This window comes from Klebsiella sp. CN_Kp097, from assembly GCF_040064495.1.
GTDB classification, from domain to species: domain Bacteria; phylum Pseudomonadota; class Gammaproteobacteria; order Enterobacterales; family Enterobacteriaceae; genus Klebsiella; species Klebsiella aerogenes.
On the sequence record NZ_JBEAIL010000007.1, the window covers coordinates 31,182 to 50,320 of the forward strand.

The 19,139-nt window shown below is 57.9% G+C and carries 18 protein-coding genes; 6 read left to right on the plus strand and 12 right to left on the minus strand.

Going from position 1 to position 19,139, the window contains the following annotated elements; translation table 11 throughout:
• Positions 1-111: 111 nt before the first annotated feature.
• Positions 112-1,965 (minus strand): signal peptide peptidase SppA, encoded by a 1,854-nt coding sequence (sppA, locus tag ABLV07_RS10405; protein ID WP_032708317.1) that lies wholly within the window; start codon positions 1,963-1,965, stop codon positions 112-114.
• Between the two features lie 164 nt (positions 1,966-2,129).
• On the opposite strand from sppA, the gene ABLV07_RS10410 reads away from it, so the two are divergent.
• A complete protein-coding gene (locus ABLV07_RS10410) occupies positions 2,130-2,681 on the plus strand; it encodes an NAD(P)H nitroreductase (RefSeq protein ID WP_015366154.1) in 552 nt (183 codons plus the stop codon).
• Positions 2,682-2,795: 114 nt separating this feature from the next.
• On the opposite strand, the gene phoC is transcribed toward ABLV07_RS10410, so the two are convergent.
• Positions 2,796-3,542: an acid phosphatase PhoC gene (gene phoC, locus ABLV07_RS10415; RefSeq protein WP_015705781.1), complete on the minus strand. Its 747-nt coding sequence runs from the start codon at positions 3,540-3,542 to the stop codon at positions 2,796-2,798.
• A gap of 226 nt (positions 3,543-3,768) precedes the next feature.
• Here phoC and selD point away from each other — a divergent pair, with 226 nt between their 5' ends.
• The 4 genes from selD (at position 3,769) to ABLV07_RS10435 (ending at position 8,772) form a co-directional block, all read left to right on the plus strand.
• Positions 3,769-4,812 (plus strand): selenide, water dikinase SelD, encoded by a 1,044-nt coding sequence (gene selD / locus ABLV07_RS10420; RefSeq protein WP_045360482.1) that lies wholly within the window; start codon positions 3,769-3,771, stop codon positions 4,810-4,812.
• 4 nt (positions 4,813-4,816) lie between these two features.
• Entirely contained in the window at positions 4,817-6,766 is a 1,950-nt protein-coding gene (locus tag ABLV07_RS10425; protein WP_015705779.1) for a DNA topoisomerase III, read from the plus strand.
• 153 nt (positions 6,767-6,919) lie between these two features.
• Positions 6,920-7,771: a glyoxalase III HchA gene (gene hchA / locus ABLV07_RS10430; protein ID WP_015366159.1), complete on the plus strand. Its 852-nt coding sequence runs from the start codon at positions 6,920-6,922 to the stop codon at positions 7,769-7,771.
• A 23-nt stretch (positions 7,772-7,794) separates the two neighbouring features.
• Positions 7,795-8,772, plus strand: a complete 978-nt coding sequence (locus tag ABLV07_RS10435) for an NAD(P)H-quinone oxidoreductase (protein WP_032714743.1) — start codon at positions 7,795-7,797, stop codon at positions 8,770-8,772.
• A gap of 43 nt (positions 8,773-8,815) precedes the next feature.
• Here the strand turns inward: ABLV07_RS10435 and gdhA are convergent, their stop codons facing one another.
• Positions 8,816-10,159, minus strand: a complete 1,344-nt coding sequence (gene gdhA, locus ABLV07_RS10440) for an NADP-specific glutamate dehydrogenase (protein ID WP_015705776.1) — start codon at positions 10,157-10,159, stop codon at positions 8,816-8,818.
• Between the two features lie 190 nt (positions 10,160-10,349).
• Positions 10,350-10,748, minus strand: a complete 399-nt coding sequence (locus ABLV07_RS10445; RefSeq protein ID WP_015366162.1) for a pyrimidine (deoxy)nucleoside triphosphate diphosphatase — start codon at positions 10,746-10,748, stop codon at positions 10,350-10,352.
• A 100-nt stretch (positions 10,749-10,848) separates the two neighbouring features.
• Here ABLV07_RS10445 and ABLV07_RS10450 point away from each other — a divergent pair, with 100 nt between their 5' ends.
• Positions 10,849-11,481: a CDP-alcohol phosphatidyltransferase family protein gene (locus ABLV07_RS10450; protein ID WP_020078548.1), complete on the plus strand. Its 633-nt coding sequence runs from the start codon at positions 10,849-10,851 to the stop codon at positions 11,479-11,481.
• A gap of 5 nt (positions 11,482-11,486) precedes the next feature.
• On the opposite strand, the gene ABLV07_RS10455 is transcribed toward ABLV07_RS10450, so the two are convergent.
• The 8 genes from ABLV07_RS10455 to xthA form a co-directional block, all read right to left on the minus strand.
• On the minus strand, positions 11,487-12,794 hold the full coding sequence (locus tag ABLV07_RS10455) for a sulfurtransferase (RefSeq protein WP_032708310.1): 1,308 nt from the start codon (positions 12,792-12,794) through the stop codon (positions 11,487-11,489).
• A 75-nt stretch (positions 12,795-12,869) separates the two neighbouring features.
• Complete coding sequence (locus ABLV07_RS10460) at positions 12,870-13,514, minus strand: ATP-binding cassette domain-containing protein (protein WP_032711855.1); 645 nt, start codon at positions 13,512-13,514, stop codon at positions 12,870-12,872.
• Positions 13,514-15,046, minus strand: coding sequence for an ABC transporter permease subunit (locus tag ABLV07_RS10465; protein WP_348853362.1), 1,533 nt, complete (start codon positions 15,044-15,046; stop codon positions 13,514-13,516). Before ABLV07_RS10465 ends, ABLV07_RS10460 begins: the two co-directional genes overlap by 1 nt.
• Complete coding sequence (locus tag ABLV07_RS10470) at positions 15,019-16,197, minus strand: ABC transporter substrate-binding protein (RefSeq protein ID WP_047076765.1); 1,179 nt, start codon at positions 16,195-16,197, stop codon at positions 15,019-15,021. The genes ABLV07_RS10465 and ABLV07_RS10470 overlap by 28 nt, the downstream gene beginning before the upstream one ends.
• A 9-nt stretch (positions 16,198-16,206) precedes the next feature.
• Positions 16,207-16,770, minus strand: a complete 564-nt coding sequence (locus ABLV07_RS10475) for a carboxymuconolactone decarboxylase family protein (protein ID WP_015366168.1) — start codon at positions 16,768-16,770, stop codon at positions 16,207-16,209.
• On the minus strand, positions 16,767-17,471 hold the full coding sequence (locus ABLV07_RS10480) for a TVP38/TMEM64 family protein (RefSeq protein ID WP_015366169.1): 705 nt from the start codon (positions 17,469-17,471) through the stop codon (positions 16,767-16,769). The genes ABLV07_RS10475 and ABLV07_RS10480 overlap by 4 nt, the downstream gene beginning before the upstream one ends.
• A complete protein-coding gene (locus ABLV07_RS10485) occupies positions 17,464-18,123 on the minus strand; it encodes a TVP38/TMEM64 family protein (RefSeq protein WP_026612279.1) in 660 nt (219 codons plus the stop codon). The genes ABLV07_RS10480 and ABLV07_RS10485 overlap by 8 nt, the downstream gene beginning before the upstream one ends.
• A gap of 199 nt (positions 18,124-18,322) precedes the next feature.
• A complete protein-coding gene (gene xthA, locus ABLV07_RS10490) occupies positions 18,323-19,129 on the minus strand; it encodes an exodeoxyribonuclease III (protein ID WP_015366172.1) in 807 nt (268 codons plus the stop codon).
• Between the last annotated feature and the right edge of the window lie 10 nt (positions 19,130-19,139).

The window sequence follows — 19,139 nt, forward strand, 5'->3', positions numbered from 1 at the left end:
GCAGTATAAAGTGGCAGGCAAAAAAATAAAGCGCTAACCCTGGGAGTTGCAGAGAAGCGCTTGAATTTAATGTCGTTGAAACGCAGCCCCACGGCGGGGGCAGACGGGGGATTAACGAATATTGGCGCAGGTCAGACAGAAGGCATAGCGATTCTGCGGATCGTTAAATGCCGCCAGTTTATCGCTTTCCGTTTTCACAACGTCCGCGGCTGCCACAACCGGCGCAGGCAGGTATGCTTGAATCGCGGCCGGCAGAGCCGCGCGCACTGAACCGGTCAGGCTATCCATCACCATCGCGAAGAACGTGGGTTCTTCCTGGTACCAGGTGATATGCCACTGTTTCAGTTTCGCCAGCTCCGCGGCTTTCGCCACCGCATCGTCGAAATCGCCGAGGCTATCTACCAGACCATTGGCCTTGGCGTCTTCACCGGTCCAGACGTGGCCTTGCGCGATTTGGTCAATCTTCTCCGGCGTGCTCTTACGCGCATTAGCCACCAGGGTGATAAAGCGCTTATAGCCATTTTCGATGCTCAGCTGTATTAACTGCTGCACTTCCGGCGGTAGCGATTTGGTGGTTGAGACATCGGCCAGTGGCGAAGTGGCGACGCCATCGGTATGAACGCCAATCGAACCGAGCGTATTTTCCACCGTGTTAATCACGCCGAAGATACCGATGGAGCCGGTGAGGGTGCTCGGGTTCGCCACGATGTAATCCGCCGGGGTGGAGATCCAGTAACCGCCGGATGCCGCCATGCCGCCCATTGAGACCACCACCGGTTTACCCGCCGCTTTCGCCGCCGCCAGCTCTTCGCGGATGACCTCCGAGGCGCTGACGCTGCCGCCCGGGCTGTTGACGCGCAGGACGATCGCTTTTACTTTCGGATCCAGGCGCGCGTCGCGGATTTGCGCCGCGGTGGTGTCGCCGCCGACGTTACCCGGCGTTTCCTCACCGTCCATGATGGCGCCATTAGCAAAGATAACCGCAACCGCCGAACCCTGTTCAGTTGGCGCTTTGACGTTGTAATCGTAGTAGCTGATGGCGCGATAGTTGTTATCCGCTTTGCTCCAGCCAAACTGCTTAGTCAGCGCTTTTTCCACTTCCGTCGAGGTGGCCAGCTCGTCGACCAGCTTGTTATCCAGCGCGTATTTCGCGGTATCGCCATCAACTTTACGCAGGCCGTCGATCACGCCCTGAGCGCCGGGGAACAGCTGCTGCGCGGTGATCTGGCGGTTAGCGGCAATGGTGTTGAGATAGTTCTGCCACAGTTCGCCGATCCAACGGCTGTCCGCTTCACGCGCAGCCGGCGACATGTCGTCGCGAATAAATGGCTCGACGGCGGATTTGTAAGTACCGACGCGGAAAACGTGGGTCGAGACTTTCAGTTTATCCAGCAGCGACTTGTAATACAGGCCGTTGGTGGCAAAGCCGTGCAGGTCGACTTCACCCTGCGGCGAGAGCCAAATTTTATTGGCGAAACTCGCCAGATAGTATTGTCCCTGGGTGTAGCTGCTGCCAACGGCATATACCGGTTTACCGCTGTCGCGGAACTCGCGTAGCGCTTTACCGATATACTGCATCGAGGGCTGATCGCCGCCGACGAAGTTTTTCAGATCCAGTACGATACCGGTGATATTACGGTCGTCTTTCGCCTGGCGAATCGTCTGTACGATATCGAACAGCGAGTTCTCCTGCAGACGATCGGAACTGGCGCCGAACAGCTGGCGGCCGATGACCCCGAGCTTGCTGCTGGCGGAAGGCTTATCAACGACCACGCCGGTGATGTCCATCAGCAGCGCGCCGCGTGCGGTATGTTCCGCGGTGCTGCTGCTAAACTGTGCCCAGATGCCGACGCAAATCAGCACTAAAACCAGGAACACCAGGTTCAGCGCGAATTGGCGAATGAAATTGAGTATTCGCCATGTCCATTTAAAAAATCCGGCAAGAAATCGCCAAAGGGTTCGCATGTATTCTCCCTAATATTTTGATGATGGGTCAGCCGCAGGGGCTGCCGCGTCTGGCTATCCTAAAGAGAGTGCCGACGCTTGTCAGCAGGAATCACCCATCGGGCTGTAACAAAATCCACGCGCATGTTAATTTTATGCAAAATGACATCACAGGAGTTACACAGATGGATGCTCTCGAACTACTGGTAAATCGCCGCAGCGCGTCGCGCCTGACCGATCCGGCTCCGGCTGGTGAACAGCTGGAAAATATCCTTCACGCGGGGATGCGTGCGCCGGATCACGGCACGTTACAACCGTGGCGGTTCTTTATTATTGCCGATGATGGCCGCGAACGCTTTAGCCAACTGCTGGAAAAAGGGGCGATGGCCGCCGGGCAGGATGAAAAAGCCATTGAAAAAGCACGTAATGCGCCGTTCCGTGCGCCGTTGATTATCGCGGTAGTCGCACGCTGCGAAGAACATCCGAAGGTACCGCTGTGGGAACAGGAGATGTCCGCGGGATGTGCGGTGATGGCGATGCAAATGGCCGCAGTGGCTCAGGGCTATAACGGTATCTGGCGTAGCGGTGCGTTAACCGAGAGTCCGGTTGTCCGCGAAGGCTTTGGCTGCCGCGAACAGGACAAAATTGTCGGTTTCCTCTACCTTGGCACGCCGCAGTTAAAAGCATCAACCACGTTTACGCGTCCGGATACCGCGCCGTTCGTCACGCGCTTCTGAGTCAGTGCTTGTTACGCCGGTGGCGCTGCCGCTTACCGGGGCTACAGCGCTGTGCGATTTAGTAGCCCGGAGAAGGCGCAGCGCGCCGCCTCCGGGAGTTCAACGGCGATGACGTTACTTCTGCGTTTTGGCGAATTCATCCTTTGCTTTCTGCAACTGCTGTTGGAAGGCCGGGTTGGTATGCAGGGTCGCCACCACCGCCGAGCCGACTATCCGCGCCGCATCGACGTCGCTCTGCCAATGATAGCCGCAGATAACCCGGCTTTCGCCCAACTCATAGCCGCGTTTGAGAATTTCGTTTTGCCGCTGCGGATTGATCTCCGCCAGTACTAGCGCGGTTGCCCAACCGATAGAGGTATGACCGGAAGGGTAAGATCCGTTTTTCGACAGCTTGTCCTGCTCGGTAGTGTTACAGGTTGAAACGCCGTAGAACGCAAACGGGCGAATGCGCATATATTTCTCTTTCGCGCTGCGGGTGGCCAGATCGCCGGCATCCTCAATCATATTTGTCAGCAGCTTATGTAACTGCGGCGCGTCTTTTTCGGTGATGGGCGAACCAAAAGCGCTGGAGAAGGCATTCGCGACGCCGCCGGCGCTCAGGTTAGCATCTTCAGCCGCCAGCTTGCCGCGTTCGGTATTGCGCAGCAGCCGTCCTTTCTCATACATCGCCTGATCGTTTAAAAATGCGATGCTGCCAACTTCCGGCGGCGGCGGCAACAGCGCCAGGCTATCGATGGCCTGTGCATTTTTCAGATAATAGAGATCCGGTTTGGTGGTCGCATCATTGCCGGCAGGGACCAGCGCGAAAGCGTTAACGGAAAACAGGCTGGCGAGGCAGAGGGCGAGAACGCGCTTTTTCATCTACATTTCCTTACGGTGTTATATGTCCAGAACAATGGTTTTGTTTTTAGTCACATTTTTGTCATCTGTAAGTAAAAGTTAAAATGGCGTTGAAAAAATTGTTCGGTATCGCAAAAACGCATATTTGTCTGCTTAATGAGCAACCACTCGCGATTTCGGACTGTCGCACTTATCACCTTGCCGTTTGGGCGCTACCATAGCGGGATTGCAATGACAGGAGATGTCCATGAGCGAGCAAGCTATTCGTTTAACGCAATACAGCCACGGAGCCGGTTGCGGTTGTAAAATTTCCCCTAAAGTGCTGGAAACCATTCTGCATAGCGAGCAGGCGAAGTTTGTCGACCCGAACCTGCTTGTCGGCAACGAAACCAGCGACGATGCGGCGGTCTATGATCTGGGTAACGGGACGTCGATCATCAGCACCACCGATTTTTTCATGCCGATCGTCGATAATCCTTTTGATTTTGGCCGTATCGCGGCGACTAACGCCATCAGCGACATTTTCGCCATGGGCGGCAAACCGATTATGGCGATTGCGATACTTGGCTGGCCAATCAACACGCTGGCGCCGGAGATTGCTCGCGAAGTGGTTGAAGGCGGGCGTTTTGCCTGCCAGCAGGCCGGGATTGCGCTGGCGGGCGGTCACTCCATCGATGCGCCGGAACCGATTTTCGGGCTCGCGGTGACCGGCGTGGTGCCAACCGAACGTATCAAGAAAAACAGCACCGCGCAGGCGGGCTGCAAGCTGTATCTGACCAAACCACTGGGTATTGGCGTGCTGACTACCGCCGAGAAGAAATCGTTGCTGAAGCCGGAACATCAAGGGCTGGCGACGGAAACCATGTGCCAGATGAACCTTGCCGGCGCCGCATTTGCCAATATCGAAGGGGTAAAAGCGATGACCGACGTCACCGGTTTCGGCCTGCTGGGGCATCTCAGCGAAGTCTGCCGCGGCGCGGGCGTTCAGGCGCAACTAAACTACGCCGATATCCCTAAACTCCCGGGCGTTGAAGCTTACATTGCCGCCGGAGCGGTGCCGGGCGGCACCGGACGCAACTTTGCCAGCTACGGTCATTTGATGGGCGAGATGCCGGCGGAATGGCGCGATCTGCTGTGCGATCCGCAAACTTCCGGCGGCCTGCTGCTGGCGGTCACGCCGGAAGCCGAAGCCGAAGTCCAGGCCGCTGCCGCGGAATTTGGCATTAAGCTTGCCGCCATTGGCGAGCTGGTCACCGCCCGCGGCGGGCGTCCAATGATCGAGATCCGTTGATTAGATGCGGTTGTTTATTGCAGAAAAACCGAGTCTCGGTCGCGCTATCGCCGATGTGTTGCCGAAACCGCATCGCAAAGGCGATGGCTTTATTGAGTGCGGCAACGGGCAGGTGGTCACCTGGTGTATCGGTCACCTGCTGGAGCAGGCGCAGCCGGATGTTTACGACGGACGCTACGCGCGCTGGAACCTGCTCGATCTACCTATCGTTCCGGAAAAGTGGCAACTGCAACCAAAACCGTCGGTCACGAAACAGCTGAACGTCATCAAGCGCCTGCTTGGCGAGGCGCAGGAAGTGGTTCACGCGGGCGACCCGGATAGAGAAGGGCAACTGCTGGTCGATGAGGTGCTGGACTACCTGCAGCTGGCGCCGGAAAAGCGCCAGCAGGTGCAGCGTTGCCTGATTAACGACCTCAACCCACAGGCGGTTGAGCGGGCGATTAACCGCCTGCGCGCGAATAGCGAGTTTGTCCCGCTATGCGTGTCGGCGCTGGCCCGCGCTCGCGCCGACTGGCTGTATGGCATCAACATGACCCGCGCCTACACCATTCTCGGGCGTAATGCCGGCTATCAGGGGGTGTTGTCGGTTGGCCGCGTACAGACGCCGGTGTTGGGGCTGGTGGTGCGTCGCGATGAAGAGATCGAGAACTTCGTCGCCAAAGATTTCTTTGACGTCAAAGCGCATATTGTCACCCCGCAAGACGAGCGGTTTATCGCTACCTGGGTGCCAAGCGAAGCCTGCGAACCCTATCAGGATGAAGAGGGGCGTTTATTGCATCGCCCGCTGGCCGAGCATGTGGTTAAACGCATTGAAGGCCAGCCGGCAATCGTGACCGGCTATAACGATAAGCGCGATTCCGAACCGGCGCCGCTACCGTTTTCGCTGTCGGCGTTACAGATCGAAGCGGCCAAACGTTTCGGCTTCAGCGCCCAGAACGTGCTGGATATCTGCCAGAAGCTGTATGAGACCCACAAACTGATAACCTATCCGCGCTCGGATAGCCGCTACCTGCCGGAGGAACATTTTGCCGGCCGCCATGCGGTACTGAATGCGATTAGCGTCCATGCGCCGGATCTGCTGCCGCAGCCGGTGATGGATCCGGAGATCCGCAACCGCTGTTGGGATGATAAAAAGGTCGATGCGCACCACGCCATTATCCCGACCGCGCGCAGCAGTCAGGTCAAACTCAACGATAACGAAGAGAAGGTATACAACCTGATCGCTCGTCAGTATCTGATGCAGTTCTGCCCGGATGCGGTGTTCCGCAAGTGCCAGATTGACCTGGATATTGCTAACGGCAAATTTGTCGCCAAGGCGCGCTTCCTCGCCGAAGCGGGCTGGCGCGCGCTGCTTGGTAACAAAGAGCGCGACGAAGAGAACGACGGTACGCCGCTGCCGGTGGTCGCCAAAGGCGATGAGCTATTGTGCGAAAAAGGTGAAGTGGTGGAGCGACAAACCCAGCCGCCGCGCCACTTTACCGACGCGACGTTACTGTCGGCGATGACCGGTATTGCCCGCTTTGTGCAGGATAAAGAACTGAAAAAGATCCTCCGCGCAACCGACGGTCTGGGGACGGAAGCGACCCGCGCCGGGATTATTGAGCTGCTGTTTAAGCGCGGTTTCCTGAATAAAAAGGGGCGCTATATCCACTCATCGGATGCCGGTCGGGCGCTAATCCATTCTCTGCCGGAAATGGCCGCGCGCCCGGATATGACCGCCCACTGGGAATCGGTATTGACGCAAATCAGCGAAAAACAGTGCCGCTATCAGGACTTTATGCAGCCGCTGGTGGGGACGCTGTTCCAGCTTATCGATCAGGCGCGGAGCACGCCGGTGCGCCAGTTCCGCGGGCTGGTCGCGCCAGGCGGAGCGAAAAAGTCGTTTAGTAAAGGGAAAGGCAAGCCGAAAGGGAAAAAGCCGGAGGCGGACATCGCGCCGGAAAGTCCGCAATAATTTTCTTCGCCCCTCGCCACGAGGGGCTTAGCTAAAACGCACTTCCGCCTGAGGGCGCTTAACCCGGATGAGGGTTTTCCCACATATCATTTCTGCCTCCCTGCTCTAAAATAGGGTTATTGATGTTAAAGAAGGGATAAAAAGGAAAAGATGATGAGCGAACAAATCAGTAAACAACCGCAAGTTGACCACGCTGAAGAGAATGCTTTTTTCCCTTCAGCCTACTCCCTTAGTCAGTTTACCAGCCCGGTGTCCGATCTCAGCGGCGCTGATTATGCATCAGGGTATCGCGGGCGGCGGAAAGTGCTGGTTATCGCCGCCGATGAACGTTACCTGCCTACCGATAACGGCACGCTTTTTTCGACCGGTAATCATCCGGTAGAGACGCTGCTGCCGATGTACCATCTGCACGCCGCAGGTTTCGATTTTGATATTGCGACGCTCTCCGGGCAAATGGTCAAGTTCGAATACTGGGCGATGCCGCGCGAAGACCAAAAGATTATGCCGTTCTTCGAGCGTTATCTGCCGCAGTTCCGCCAGCCGCTGGCGCTTTCAGATGTTGTGGGGCAACTGGGGGCTGATAGCGACTATGCGGCGGTATTTATTCCCGGCGGCCACGGTGCGCTTATCGGCCTGCCGGAGAGCGAAGCCGTCGCCGAAACGCTGCGCTGGGCGCTGCGGCACGATCGGTTTGTGATTTCGCTCTGTCACGGCCCGGCGGCGTTTCTCGCATTACGTCATGGGGAGAATCCGTTAAACGGTTATGCCATTTGCGCGTTTCCGGATGCTGCCGATAAACAAACGCCGGATATCGGCTATATGCCCGGTCACCTGACCTGGTATTTTGGCGAAGCGCTGAAAGCGATGGGGCTGGAAATCGTAAACAGCGATATTAAAGGTCGTGTGCATCAGGATCGTAAAGTGCTGACCGGGGACAGTCCTTTTGCGGCAAATGCGCTCGGTCAACTGGCGGCAAAAGCGTTGCTCGACGAATATGCAAAGTAACAGCAATCTGATGAGGGGGAGCAGTGAAATATATCTCAATTAGTCACCCGGGCGGCCCGGAGGTTCTTCAGATTGGTGAAGGCGACATCCCTTCGGTTGGTGATAACGACGTCCTGATCCAGGTGAAAGCCGCTGGCGTCAATCGGCCGGATATCTTACAGCGGCAGGGCGTTTATCCGATGCCGGAAGGAGTAACGCCGATACCCGGGCTGGAAGTCGCTGGAGTGGTCGCGGCGGTAGGAGCGCAGGTGACGGATTTTCATCCCGGCGATAAAGTTTGCGCTCTGACCAACGGTGGCGGCTATGCGGAGTATTGCGCGGTGCCGGCGGGGCAAACGTTGCCAATACCGCCTGGGCTGAGTTTTAGCGAAGCGGCGGCGATACCTGAAACTTTCTTTACCGTGTGGGCCAACCTGTTTCAGATGGGCAGGGCGCAACCTCATGAAAGCGTGCTGATTCACGGCGGGGCCAGCGGCATCGGAACAACGGCGATCCTGCTGTGTCATGAGTTAGGTATGAAAGTCTATACCACCGTCGGGCAGGAAGAAAAAGTGGCGGCGCTGCGTCCTTATGCCACGGCTATCAATTACAAAACCGATGATTTCGCTGAGAAAATCAATCAGCTGACCGATGGTAAAGGCGTCGACGTTATTCTCGATATCGTGGGTGGCCCCTATTTTAATCGTAATCTGGAACTGCTGAAGCGAGATGGGCGGCTGGTGATTATTGGCTTTATGGGCGGGCGAATCGCCCATGATGTTGATATTCAAACCTTGATGCTCAAGCGCGCGACCGTGACCGGTTCAACGATGCGCGGACGAAGCGCGGAAGAAAAAAGGCAGATCGCTCAGGCGCTACAGCGCCATGTCTGGCCTCTGCTGTCGCAGGGTAAATGTAAACCGCTGATTTACGCCAGCTATCCGATGGCTGAAATCGCGCATGCGCATGCCTGCCTCGATAGCGGTAATCACCTGGGGAAAGTGGTGATTACCATGGAGTAGCGTTGATATCCCCGACGCCGGGCGTCGGGGATAAAGACACAGATTAAATTACACCCTGCGCCAGCATGGCGTCAGCGACCTTGACGAAGCCGGCGATATTGGCGCCGCGGACATAGTTGGTCTGCTTCTCTTCACCGCCGTATTCGACGCAGGCGTGGTGAATATCCAACATGATGTGATGCAAACGCGCATCTACTTTCTCCGCTTTCCAGCCCATACGCGCGGCGTTTTGCGCCATTTCAAGGCCGGATGTGGCGACGCCGCCGGCGTTGGCAGCTTTGCCCGGCGCGAACAGCACGCCAGCATCGAGGAACAGATCGGTGGCGGCAATGGTGGTGGGCATGTTGGCGCCTTCGGCAACCGCTTTAACGCCATTGGCGATCAGCATTTGCGCGGCATCGACGTCCAGTTCGTTCTGGGTCGCGCACGGCAGCGCAATATCTACCGGCACTGACCACGGCTGCTGGCCTTCGAGGTAGGTCAGACCGAATTCGCGCGCGTAATCGGCAACGCGACCGTGGCTGCGCTCTTTAATGTCGATCAGACGGGCCAGTTTTTCTTTAGTGAAGCCGGCTTCGTCTACCACCGTACCGTTGGAATCGGAAGCGGTAATGACGCGCGCGCCGAATTCCATGGCTTTCTCAATGGCGAACTGCGCCACGTTGCCGGATCCGGATACCGCGACGCGCATCCCTTCGAAGCCCAGGCCGTGGCGCTTGAGCATCGCTTCTGTAAAGTAAACCAGACCGTAACCGGTAGCCTCCGGGCGGATGAGACTGCCGCCGAAGGAGAGACCTTTGCCGGTGAAGACGCAGGCGCTATTGTTGGAAAGCTTGCGCATCATGCCGGCCATAAAGCCGACTTCGCGGCCGCCAACGCCGATGTCGCCCGCCGGAACGTCGGTGTCCGGGCCGAGGTGACGATACAGTTCCGTCATCAAGGCCTGGCAGAAGCGCATCACTTCGCCGTCGCTTTTACCTTTCGGGTCGAAATCGCTGCCGCCTTTACCGCCGCCCATCGGCAGCGTGGTGAGGGCGTTTTTGAAGGTCTGTTCGAAGCCCAGGAACTTAAGGATCGACAGGTTGACCGACGGGTGGAAGCGCATGCCGCCTTTGTATGGGCCAATCGCGGAGTTGAACTGCACGCGCCAGGCGCGGTTAACCTGCACCTGATTGCGATCGTCAACCCAGACGACGCGGAACTGGATGACGCGCTCCGGTTCGACCAGGCGTTCCAGCAAATTGAGCTGACGATAGCGCGGATTCTGTTCAAGGAACGGCCACAGAGTGGTCATCACTTCGCGGACGGCTTGGGCGAATTCAGTTTGATGCGGGTCGCGCTGTTGAACGCGGGCGAGAAAACTTTCCAGAGTACACGCCTGATCCATAGATGTAATTTCCCCTTACGGTTGTGGATGCTTGTTATTTTTTATACACGGCCTTGAAAAAGCCGATTTTCCGACTATAACACCGGAAATAGTTAGGCTGACAAGGAAAAATTGAGCGCGGAGAAAAATTTATAATCCGACAAGGGTCATAACTAAAAACGATGACCCAGGCCGAAGATGGGAGGCGAAACTAACCTGCCTGTTGAGCGATAAAGGCATTCAGCAGAGGAATATCCGCCGGCGCCAGATCAAATTCTAATGCTTGCGACGGCGTACACCAGCGCAGTTCGCTATGGTAATGAGCGACCGGTTCACCGCTAAACTCGCCAATCCACCAGGCATGCAGGTGGATCAAACGTCCGGAGACTTCCCGTTGATGGCTGGCGATATAGCGGGTTGGCCTCGCAACGATAGCCAACTCCTCTTCCAGTTCGCGCGCTAACGCCTGCGGCTGGCTTTCGCCATGTTCGACTTTGCCGCCGGCGAACTCCCACAGCCCAGGCTGATCGGCATGCGGCGGGCGCTGCGCCAGCAGGATTTTACCGTCGCGTTCGATAATCGCGGCGACAACATCAATGATTTTTTGCATAGTTGTCCTGAATCATTCAAATACCGGCCTTGCTTATAATGGCGTATTATCTCCGTCTTTCCCCTGTACCGACAACCTTTTAGCCTGATGGAGCGTCACCGTGCTTGATAGCCGCCTGCATCCCCGATTGAAGCCCGTCCTGAATGCCATCGCCCGCGGGCTCGATCGTCCGGGGATCTCCCCTGACGGCCTGACGCTTTTCGGTTTTGCTATCGGCGTGCTGGCGCTGCCGTTTCTGGCGCTCGGCTGGTACGGCGCCGCGCTGGCGGCCATTGTGCTGAACCGGTTGCTGGATGGCCTGGATGGCGCGCTGGCGCGGCGGCGTGGTCTCACCGACGCCGGCGGATTTCTGGATATCTCGCTCGATTTTTTGTTTTACGCGCTGGTGCCGTTCGGTTTTATTGTTGCCGACCCGGCGCAAAATGCGCTGGCGGGCGGCTGGCTGCTGTTTGCGTTTATCGGCACCGGCAGCAGTTTCCTGGCGTTTGCGACACTCGCGGCAAAGCATCAAATTGCCAATCCGGGCTATGCGCATAAATCATTTTATTATCTTGGCGGGTTGACTGAAGGAACGGAGACAATCCTGCTATTTGTGCTGTGTTGCCTGTTTCCGGCGCACTTCACCTGGCTGGCGTGGTGTTTCGGCGCGTTATGCTGGCTGACGACCTTCACCCGTATCTGGAGCGGCTACCTGACGCTGAGGGAGGCGCAAAGCCACAACCTCCCTCAGTAGGCGGATTATTTGCTGCTGTCCGGGCCGCGTTCGCCGGTGGCTACCGGATTTTGCGGATTACCGCTCCATTCGTACCAGCCGCCGTCGTAAACGGAGACGTTTTTCCAGCCCATCGCTCTGGCATACATGAAGGTCTCTGAGGCGCGCCAGCCTGTGCCACAGTAAAACGAGACCTGCTGGTTGGGCAGAATGTTCCACTGTTTCCACATCGCCGCGATATCGTCGGCGCTGCGCATGGTGCCGTCCGGATTATGGAAGTCTTCCATATGGGTGGAATCGCTGCCGGCATGACCCCAGCGGGCGCCAGCAATATCGCCCTTCGGCTTGATGTAGCTATAGCCGCTGGTGGTGCCGATAAATTCCGGCCACGAGCGGACGCTGACCAGCGAAGCATCCTGCCGGTGTAGTAACCCACGCGCCTGTTCGGTATCGAGCATTAACTGCGGCTGACCGGGGATCGGCGCGCCGAAATCCGTCACCGTTTTTTCTTTCGCTGGCATGCCGCGCTCGACCGGCAGATTCGCATCGGACCAGCTTTTCCAACCGCCGTCGAGCAGGCGGACATCTTTCACCCCAGCATACAGCATGATCTGCGCGACGCGCGCGGCGGCGTAGACGTCGCGGCCGTACAGAATCACCGTGGTGTCATGGCGAATACCGTGTTTAGCCAGCATCGCTTTTAGCTGTTCATCGGACACTTTGTTCCACAGCGGCTCGCTTTCCACTTCATTGGTATCGATATAACCGGCGCCGGGAATGTGATTCAGCAGATAAAATTTCGGCGCGCCCCAGGCCACTTCAAACAGTTTCCAGTCGCCCTGCGGGGCGGCGGTAACGGTTTTACCTTGCTGTAAATCGTGGATCCACTGCGGATATACCAGCTGCTCAAAGTGCGGCAGCTTCTGCAGGCGCTCGCCCTGACTGAAGGCGTCGCTAAGCGTGCTGAGTTTGGTGAATCCGGCTTCTTTCAGGCGCGCCGCAACCCTGGCGTTATCGTCAGCGCCACCGTATAACGCGATTGGCGTATCGGCCTGCAGCCGGTGCTGAGTAGCCCATGCGCGCAGTTGTTCGTCGCTCATTGCGCCAAGCCAGGTAGCGGAGAGGTTTAGCGCCTGCGGTTCATGGCCCTGTGGGCCGTTGGCGCTTTGCGGCCAACCGTTATAGAAAGCGCTGAGGCGGGTATCTATCGCTACGCCGTGCTGCTGTTGCAGCGTTGAAAAGTCCAGCGTTGGCATGGTATCAGCGGCGAAAGTAGAGGAAGCAGCAAGCCCCATGAGCAGGGCGAGTGCGGTCAATTGAGAAACACGTTTCATCGAAATGCCCGACGGTAGAAAGAGGAGGGCTCATTCTCTGCTCCTGATAAGGGAATTTCTTTGCGATAACGCAGGTTAGGCGGAATTTGCCTGCCAGGCGGCAATATTAATACAGCGTCCGCCCGGTGGGAGATCCTGGCTGTCGTGAGTCACCAGGACCGCCGGGATTGCCAGCCGGTCAATTTCCGCAAACACCCACTGGCGAAAATCGGCGCGAAGTTCTGCATCCAGGCGATTAAAAGGCTCATCCAGCAGCAGCGCTTGCGGCCTCGCCAGCAGGGCGCGCAGCAGGCTGACGCGCGCGCGCTGTCCGCCGGAGAGCGTGGCCGGATCGCGCGAGGCGAACCCCGGCATGCCAGCGCGCGCCAGCGCTTGCTCAACTTCGCTCTGGCGCGCCGCGCCGCGGATCTCAGCGGGCAGGGCGAGCTGTAAATTGTGCCCCACGCTGAAGTGGTCAAACAGTAGCGCATCCTGAAACAGGATGCCAATGCGTCGCGCTTCAGTGGCGAGCCCGTCGCAGCGGCGTTTGTTGAGCCATAATTCACCTTCGGCGCGAAAGGTGTCGGCAAGCGCGCCGATCATCCAGGCGAAAAGGGTTGATTTACCGCTGCCGGAAGGGCCCATCAGCGCCAACACCTCGCCGGGGGCGACAGAAAAATTTACCCCACACAACAGCGGTTGGCGGTGGAGGGTTAATGTCAGATTGTGAACGGTTAGCATTAGCGTAATCCCCGGCGGCGACGGCCTATACACCAGGCTATCAGCGCAGTAACCATAAAGCAGATCGCCGGTAGCAGCAATTGCCACAGCGCTTGTGCGGCAAGCCGCGTACTGTCGCCGCCGCTGCTCAGCGCGACCGCTTCGCTGGTCAACGTCGGCGTCCGCCCGCCGCCGAGCCACACGGTCGGCAGATATTGCGCGATACTCACCGAAAACCCGACCGCCAGCGCGGTAAGCAGCGGTCGCGCCATTGACGGCAGTTTGACCCACCAGAACTGGCGGCCGCGCCGCCAGCCAAGCGTACGGGCGATCAATAGCAACCGTGGATCAAGATTGCGCCACGCCGGGGAGAGGATAAACAGCATCCATGGCACGACCCATAACAGATGCCCCCATAATACCGTCATCAATTGACCGTCGAGCCAGCCCACGAGCGCTAATTGATATTGACCATCGGCAAGTGGCAGCGTCGGGATGATTAATGGCAGCCAGAGTCCGTTATATCTGGCGGGACCGAACTCCAGCCACAGCAGACACAGCGCGGCCCCCAGTATCGCCGCGCCTAACGCCAGCCAGAGGCTGTTGCCGATCGCCTCAGCCGTTGGCTGCGTCCATTGTGAAATGCCAGCCAACAACAACGCGCAAACCAGACCGCAGGCGGGTACCGCCTGCGCCAGAATACGTCCGGTCGCAGCGTTGGCGGGGGCGGCGCGCTTGCCGCATAGTGCGGGAATAGTTTGCCGCCAGCGGCGCCAGCCTACCGATGCGATGGCCGCGAAGATTAACGTGAACGCCAGCAGCAGCAGGCTGGCCAGCGCGCCTTTCGCCTGTTGCAGCGGATCGCCCTGATTAAGCCACTGCCACGCCAGTACCGCCAGCGTTGGCGGATTTCCCGGACCGATCACCAAAGCGACATCCACCGCCGACAAACTCCAGGCGACGGTGGCCAGCAGAACAAGGCTCATCGATGGCAGCAGTGCCGGCACAATAATCCACTGCAGACATTGCCAGCGGTTGTAGCCGAGGGTTTTCATCACTACGCTTTGGGCTGCCAGCTGTTTTTCACCCAGTACGCCATACGCCACCCACAGTAAAAAAGCGCTCTCTTTAACCGCCATTGTCAGGCCCAGCCCGATACCGTAGCGATCGACCGGTGGGCTCAATGCGGGAAACAGACGATACAGCCAGCCGCCTTCGGCAAATAGCAGCAAGGCGGCGGTGGCGAAGGCGACATGGGGTACCGCCAGCAGCAGCGGTAATCTTCTCGCCAGGCGCTGCCAGCCAGTAGCTGGCCATAATGCGCCAATCACCATCAGGGTGATGAACAGCGCGCCGCCCACCGCCAGCAGCGTAGAGACTAGCGTCGCCGCCAGCGCCTGCGGCAACTGCGGATCGCTAAATAGCGCCCGCCAGGCCGCGGCGTCGACGGCAGGTATCGCCATCAGCGCGGCGGCGGGAAGCAGGGGGAGGTAGATAAGCGCTATCGCTCCCCATGTCAGCGCAATTAGTGGGTACCGTAGCGGCGCAACCATTCCTGCTCCAGCGCGTCAACCCAGGCGGCGTGCGGTTCAGCCAGCATTGGCGGCGTCGCTTTCGGCTGCACGGCGTAAAATGCGGCGCGCTGAGCGTCGTTGAGTTTTTCGGGATCGAGTACGCTGGGATCGCCCCAGATCTGCGGATCGGCTTTGCGTAGCTGAGCCTGCGGCGACAGCAGGAAGTTAGCCACCACCTGTGCGCCCGCCGTCGCGCGGGCGTTGGCGGGGATGGCGACAAAATGCACGTTGCCGAGCATCCCTTGTTTAAAACCGAAGCTATAACTGTCTGGCGGAAGTTCGCCGCTGGCGGCTTTTTGCTGCGCATGCAGCGGATTGAAGGTCAGCGATAGTTGTAGCGTGCCTTGCGCCATCATCGCGTCCATCCGCGCCGGCGACAGCGGAAAATCGCGGCCCTGGCGCCAGAGCAGCGGGTGTAGCCTGTCGAGATAGTCCCAAAGCGGCGCGGTCACCTCGGCGAAACTTGTCTCCTGCGGCGGCTGGCGCAGGGCCTCCGGCCGATCGGTCAACGCAACCAGCAACTGCTCAAGGAAAGCGGTGCCGGTAAAATCCGGCGGCCGCGGATAGGTGACGCTGCCTGGATGCGCTGTGGCGAAAGCCAGTAGCGCCTGTGCGCTGCTCGGTGGTTGAGCCAGCTGCGATCGGCGGGCGATAAAAGTCAGCTGCGCGCCGCCCCACGGGGATTCCGCGCCATCGGTGGCAATGGAGAAATCTTCCCGAACCGGTTTTCGCGTATCGACGTAGCGCCAGTTAGGCAACTTCTCGGCCCAGTCGCTGCGCAGTAAATTCGCCTGCTTCAATGTGCGAAAATTCTCGCCATTAACCCACAATAAATCGATTGAACCGCCGCGGGAACGCCCGGCACGCGCCTCGGTCTGAATACGCTTAACTGCATCGGCGGCATCGGCGATATGTACAATACGCAGATCGACGGCGTAATCCCGTTTCACCTCGGCGCTGACCCAGTCGAGGTAACGGTTAACCGCCGGGTCGCCGCCCCAGGCGTTGAACCACACCGTCTGGCCGCGCGCCTGCTGGCTGATGCTCTGCCAGTTCTCGTCGGCGTTGGCGAGAGTCGGGGCCAGCAGCAGTGCGGCAAGCCAAATTAAACAATAACGCAGACTGCGCATATTGACTCCTTAGGGATGAGTGTCGGAAACATCGGGCTTCGGGATTTGGCACAGGCCTTGCGCCGGGATCGCCAGTGCGGAATTAAAGCGTGCGGATAAATTTTGCAGGCCGATCAGCGCGGTTAGTTCGGTTAACGCCTGAGCATCGAACTGCTGCGCCAGCCGGGCGCGCAGCGCATCATCGACGGCGGGCGGCGTCATGCTCGCCGCTTCGGCATATTCCAGTGCCAACCGTTCGCTATCGCTGAATAATCCGCTATTGCGCCAGTCGTTAACCGCCAATAGTTTTTCGCTGCCGCCTGCGCGCTGCGCCAGTTTCATGCTGGTGATATCAATGCAAAATTCACAGTGACACAGCTGGGCGATACGGGCGCTCACCAACGAGCGTAGCAGCGGATCGAGCGGTGAGCGCCGGCGTTCCAGATATCCGACAAACATGGAGACCAGATAAAACGCCAGCGGGATGCGCCCCCACCAGCGGATAGGGCTGAGCACCGCGCCATAATGGCGCCGGTGTAGCCACGCCTGCGGGCGCAGGATCAATGGAATCGACGTTAACGGCGGTAGATTCATGGCGATTTCCTGTTGTGATGCGCAACGTATTGCGCTTTGACTATCGCGACTACGATAGCTAAAGCGAACAAAATAGATAAACCGCTGAGCAGCCAGAACAGCCCCCCCGTCAGCAGGCTTCCGGCCCACGAGTAGACGATAGTCGCCGGTAATTGGCCGACGCCGGTGGCAAACATAAAATGGCGAAAGCGGATTGAGGTTAGCCCAGCGGCGTAACTCACCGGATCGAAAGGGACGAAGGGCAGCAGGCGGCAAACCAGGATGGTGTGCTTGCCGTAGCGCCTAAAAAAACCATCTACGCTCTGTAATACCGCCTTGCCGGTTAGTTTTTCTACCACTTCACGGCCCAGTACGCGGGCAATAAAAAAGCACAACGCCGCGCCAGCCATCGCGCTGACCCATGACAATACGCCGCCCCACAGTGCGCCGAACAGCGAAGCGTTGGCAAAGGTGATTAAAAATGCCGGCAGCGGCGCGACAATCGCCTGCAGGATCATCAGCCCGAAAGAGACCAGGGCTGCCAGCGGACCATAAGCGTGAATAAAACGCTCCAGCGCTTGCTGATCGAGGGTGGCAAACGCGCTGAAGCTATGTTGCACAAAGGAGCGTACGCCCGGTATTAACCACCAGCCGACGAGTGCTGCCAGTGCCAGCAGGATGATAGCGCCGCGTAAGAGCCACAGCCGTTTTCTGTTATCCATTTTTATCGCTTACCGCGGATGTTGCGACACTAATGCGTTTATAGCGGCCATAACGTCTGGCGGCCTGAGTTAATACAAAGAGCATCAGGCCGGCAATGCTGAGTTTGCCAATAAAAGCCAGGGTGATGCCATCGCGGGCCAGTTCGCTAGCCATAAAAGTATAAATAAACAATCCCGGTAGGGTGGCGATGGTGGAGATAAACGTAAAGGACCAGAAGGGGATCGCCGTCAGCCCATAGGCATAATTCTGCAGATTATAAGGGAACAGCGGCACCAGCCTGGTGAAAATCAGAAAATCGCAGCCGCTGCGGGCAATACCGCGCTCGAAAGCCTGAAAAACGGCGTGGTGACCGCAATAGCGCTGCAGCGCTTCGCGGCCCAGCCAGCGGGCCAGCAGGAACGACAGCGATGAGGCGACAGTCGCGGCGATAAGCGAGAGTAGCGTGCCCAACCAGGGGCCGAATATCATACCGCCGACGATGACTAACGCGCTGCCTGGCATCAGACATAAGGTGGCGATGATAAACAGCAGGATATAAAGCGCATAACCTGCGCTACCGCTGTGCAGAATAAGCAATTGAAGATCGTGAAGGTGGCTGAACAGTCTCGTCAGCCCGGCGTGCTGAACAAGCCATGCCAGTAGGGCAAACAGGAGTACGGCAAACAGCAGTTTATAGCGTGTCGGGTAACGGCTTCTTTTGCATGAGGGTCTCCTGTCTTCGTTTTGTCCGGCAGGAAACGCCGGGTGCGCGCGACAGTATAGTAAATTGCCGCGAGCGACAATGTATACCGTTCACTTTATTGATTTTGCTCAGGATAGCGGGGCTCCGCGCCGGAGCCCCAAAGAAGAGTTATGGTTTAAAGGTTGCCCATACCGGCGCATGATCGGAAGGCTTTTCCATCCCGCGGATGTCGTAATCGATGCCGGTTTCGACGCAGCGCTGAGCCAGCGGCGAGCTTGCCAGCAGCAGGTCGATACGCAGACCGCGGTTGTCATCAAAACCTTTAGAGCGGTAATCGAACCATGAAAAGCGGTCATGATTATCGGGGTTGGCGTGACGCCAGGTATCGACCAGGCCCCAGCCCAGCAGGCGATCCATCCATTCACGCTCTTCCGGCAGGAAGGAACATTTACCGGTGCGCAGCCAGCGCTTACGGTTCTCTTCGCCAATGCCGATATCAAGATCGGTAGGGCTAATGTTCATATCGCCCATGATAAGCACCGGATTTTCTTTGTTCAACTCGGTATCGAGGTAGTTCTGCAGATTCTGATAAAACGCCGCTTTCGCCGGAAATTTAGTCTCGTGGTCACGGCTCTCTCCTTGCGGGAAATAGCCGTTAATTACCGTGACATTACCAAACGGCGAGGGAATTTCCGCCATGATGATGCGGCGTTGCGCATCTTCGCCGTCGCCCGGGAAGCCGCGACGCACGGCTATCGGAGTCTCTTTGGTCAGCAGCGCGACGCCGTAATGGCCTTTTTGCCCATGGTAAAAGACGTTGTAACCCAGCTTTGCCACCTCTTCGAGAGGAAACATATCGTCGTGTACTTTGGTTTCCTGGAGGCCGATAACATCGGGCTGATGTTTATCGACGATGGCGGCCAGTTGATGGGGGCGGGCACGCAGGCCGTTGATATTAAAAGAGATGAATTTCATAGTCGCTGCC

What these genes read in the sequence shown, in the direction of transcription:
- ABLV07_RS10425 (WP_015705779.1), top strand. Translation starts at nt 4,817, where the DNA reads ATGCGGTTGTTTATTGCAGAAAAACCGAGTCTCGGTCGCGCTATCGCC.
- gdhA (WP_015705776.1), bottom strand. Translation starts at nt 10,159, where the DNA reads ATGGATCAGGCGTGTACTCTGGAAAGTTTTCTCGCCCGCGTTCAACAG.
- ABLV07_RS10455 (WP_032708310.1), bottom strand. Translation starts at nt 12,794, where the DNA reads ATGAAACGTGTTTCTCAATTGACCGCACTCGCCCTGCTCATGGGGCTT.
- ABLV07_RS10460 (WP_032711855.1), bottom strand. Translation starts at nt 13,514, where the DNA reads ATGCTAACCGTTCACAATCTGACATTAACCCTCCACCGCCAACCGCTG.
- phoC (WP_015705781.1), bottom strand. Translation starts at nt 3,542, where the DNA reads ATGAAAAAGCGCGTTCTCGCCCTCTGCCTCGCCAGCCTGTTTTCCGTT.
- ABLV07_RS10480 (WP_015366169.1), bottom strand. Translation starts at nt 17,471, where the DNA reads ATGGATAACAGAAAACGGCTGTGGCTCTTACGCGGCGCTATCATCCTG.
- ABLV07_RS10475 (WP_015366168.1), bottom strand. Translation starts at nt 16,770, where the DNA reads ATGAATCTACCGCCGTTAACGTCGATTCCATTGATCCTGCGCCCGCAG.
- ABLV07_RS10470 (WP_047076765.1), bottom strand. Translation starts at nt 16,197, where the DNA reads ATGCGCAGTCTGCGTTATTGTTTAATTTGGCTTGCCGCACTGCTGCTG.
- ABLV07_RS10410 (WP_015366154.1), top strand. Translation starts at nt 2,130, where the DNA reads ATGGATGCTCTCGAACTACTGGTAAATCGCCGCAGCGCGTCGCGCCTG.
- selD (WP_045360482.1), top strand. Translation starts at nt 3,769, where the DNA reads ATGAGCGAGCAAGCTATTCGTTTAACGCAATACAGCCACGGAGCCGGT.
- sppA (WP_032708317.1), bottom strand. Translation starts at nt 1,965, where the DNA reads ATGCGAACCCTTTGGCGATTTCTTGCCGGATTTTTTAAATGGACATGG.
- hchA (WP_015366159.1), top strand. Translation starts at nt 6,920, where the DNA reads ATGAGCGAACAAATCAGTAAACAACCGCAAGTTGACCACGCTGAAGAG.
- ABLV07_RS10465 (WP_348853362.1), bottom strand. Translation starts at nt 15,046, where the DNA reads ATGGTTGCGCCGCTACGGTACCCACTAATTGCGCTGACATGGGGAGCG.
- xthA (WP_015366172.1), bottom strand. Translation starts at nt 19,129, where the DNA reads ATGAAATTCATCTCTTTTAATATCAACGGCCTGCGTGCCCGCCCCCAT.
- ABLV07_RS10445 (WP_015366162.1), bottom strand. Translation starts at nt 10,748, where the DNA reads ATGCAAAAAATCATTGATGTTGTCGCCGCGATTATCGAACGCGACGGT.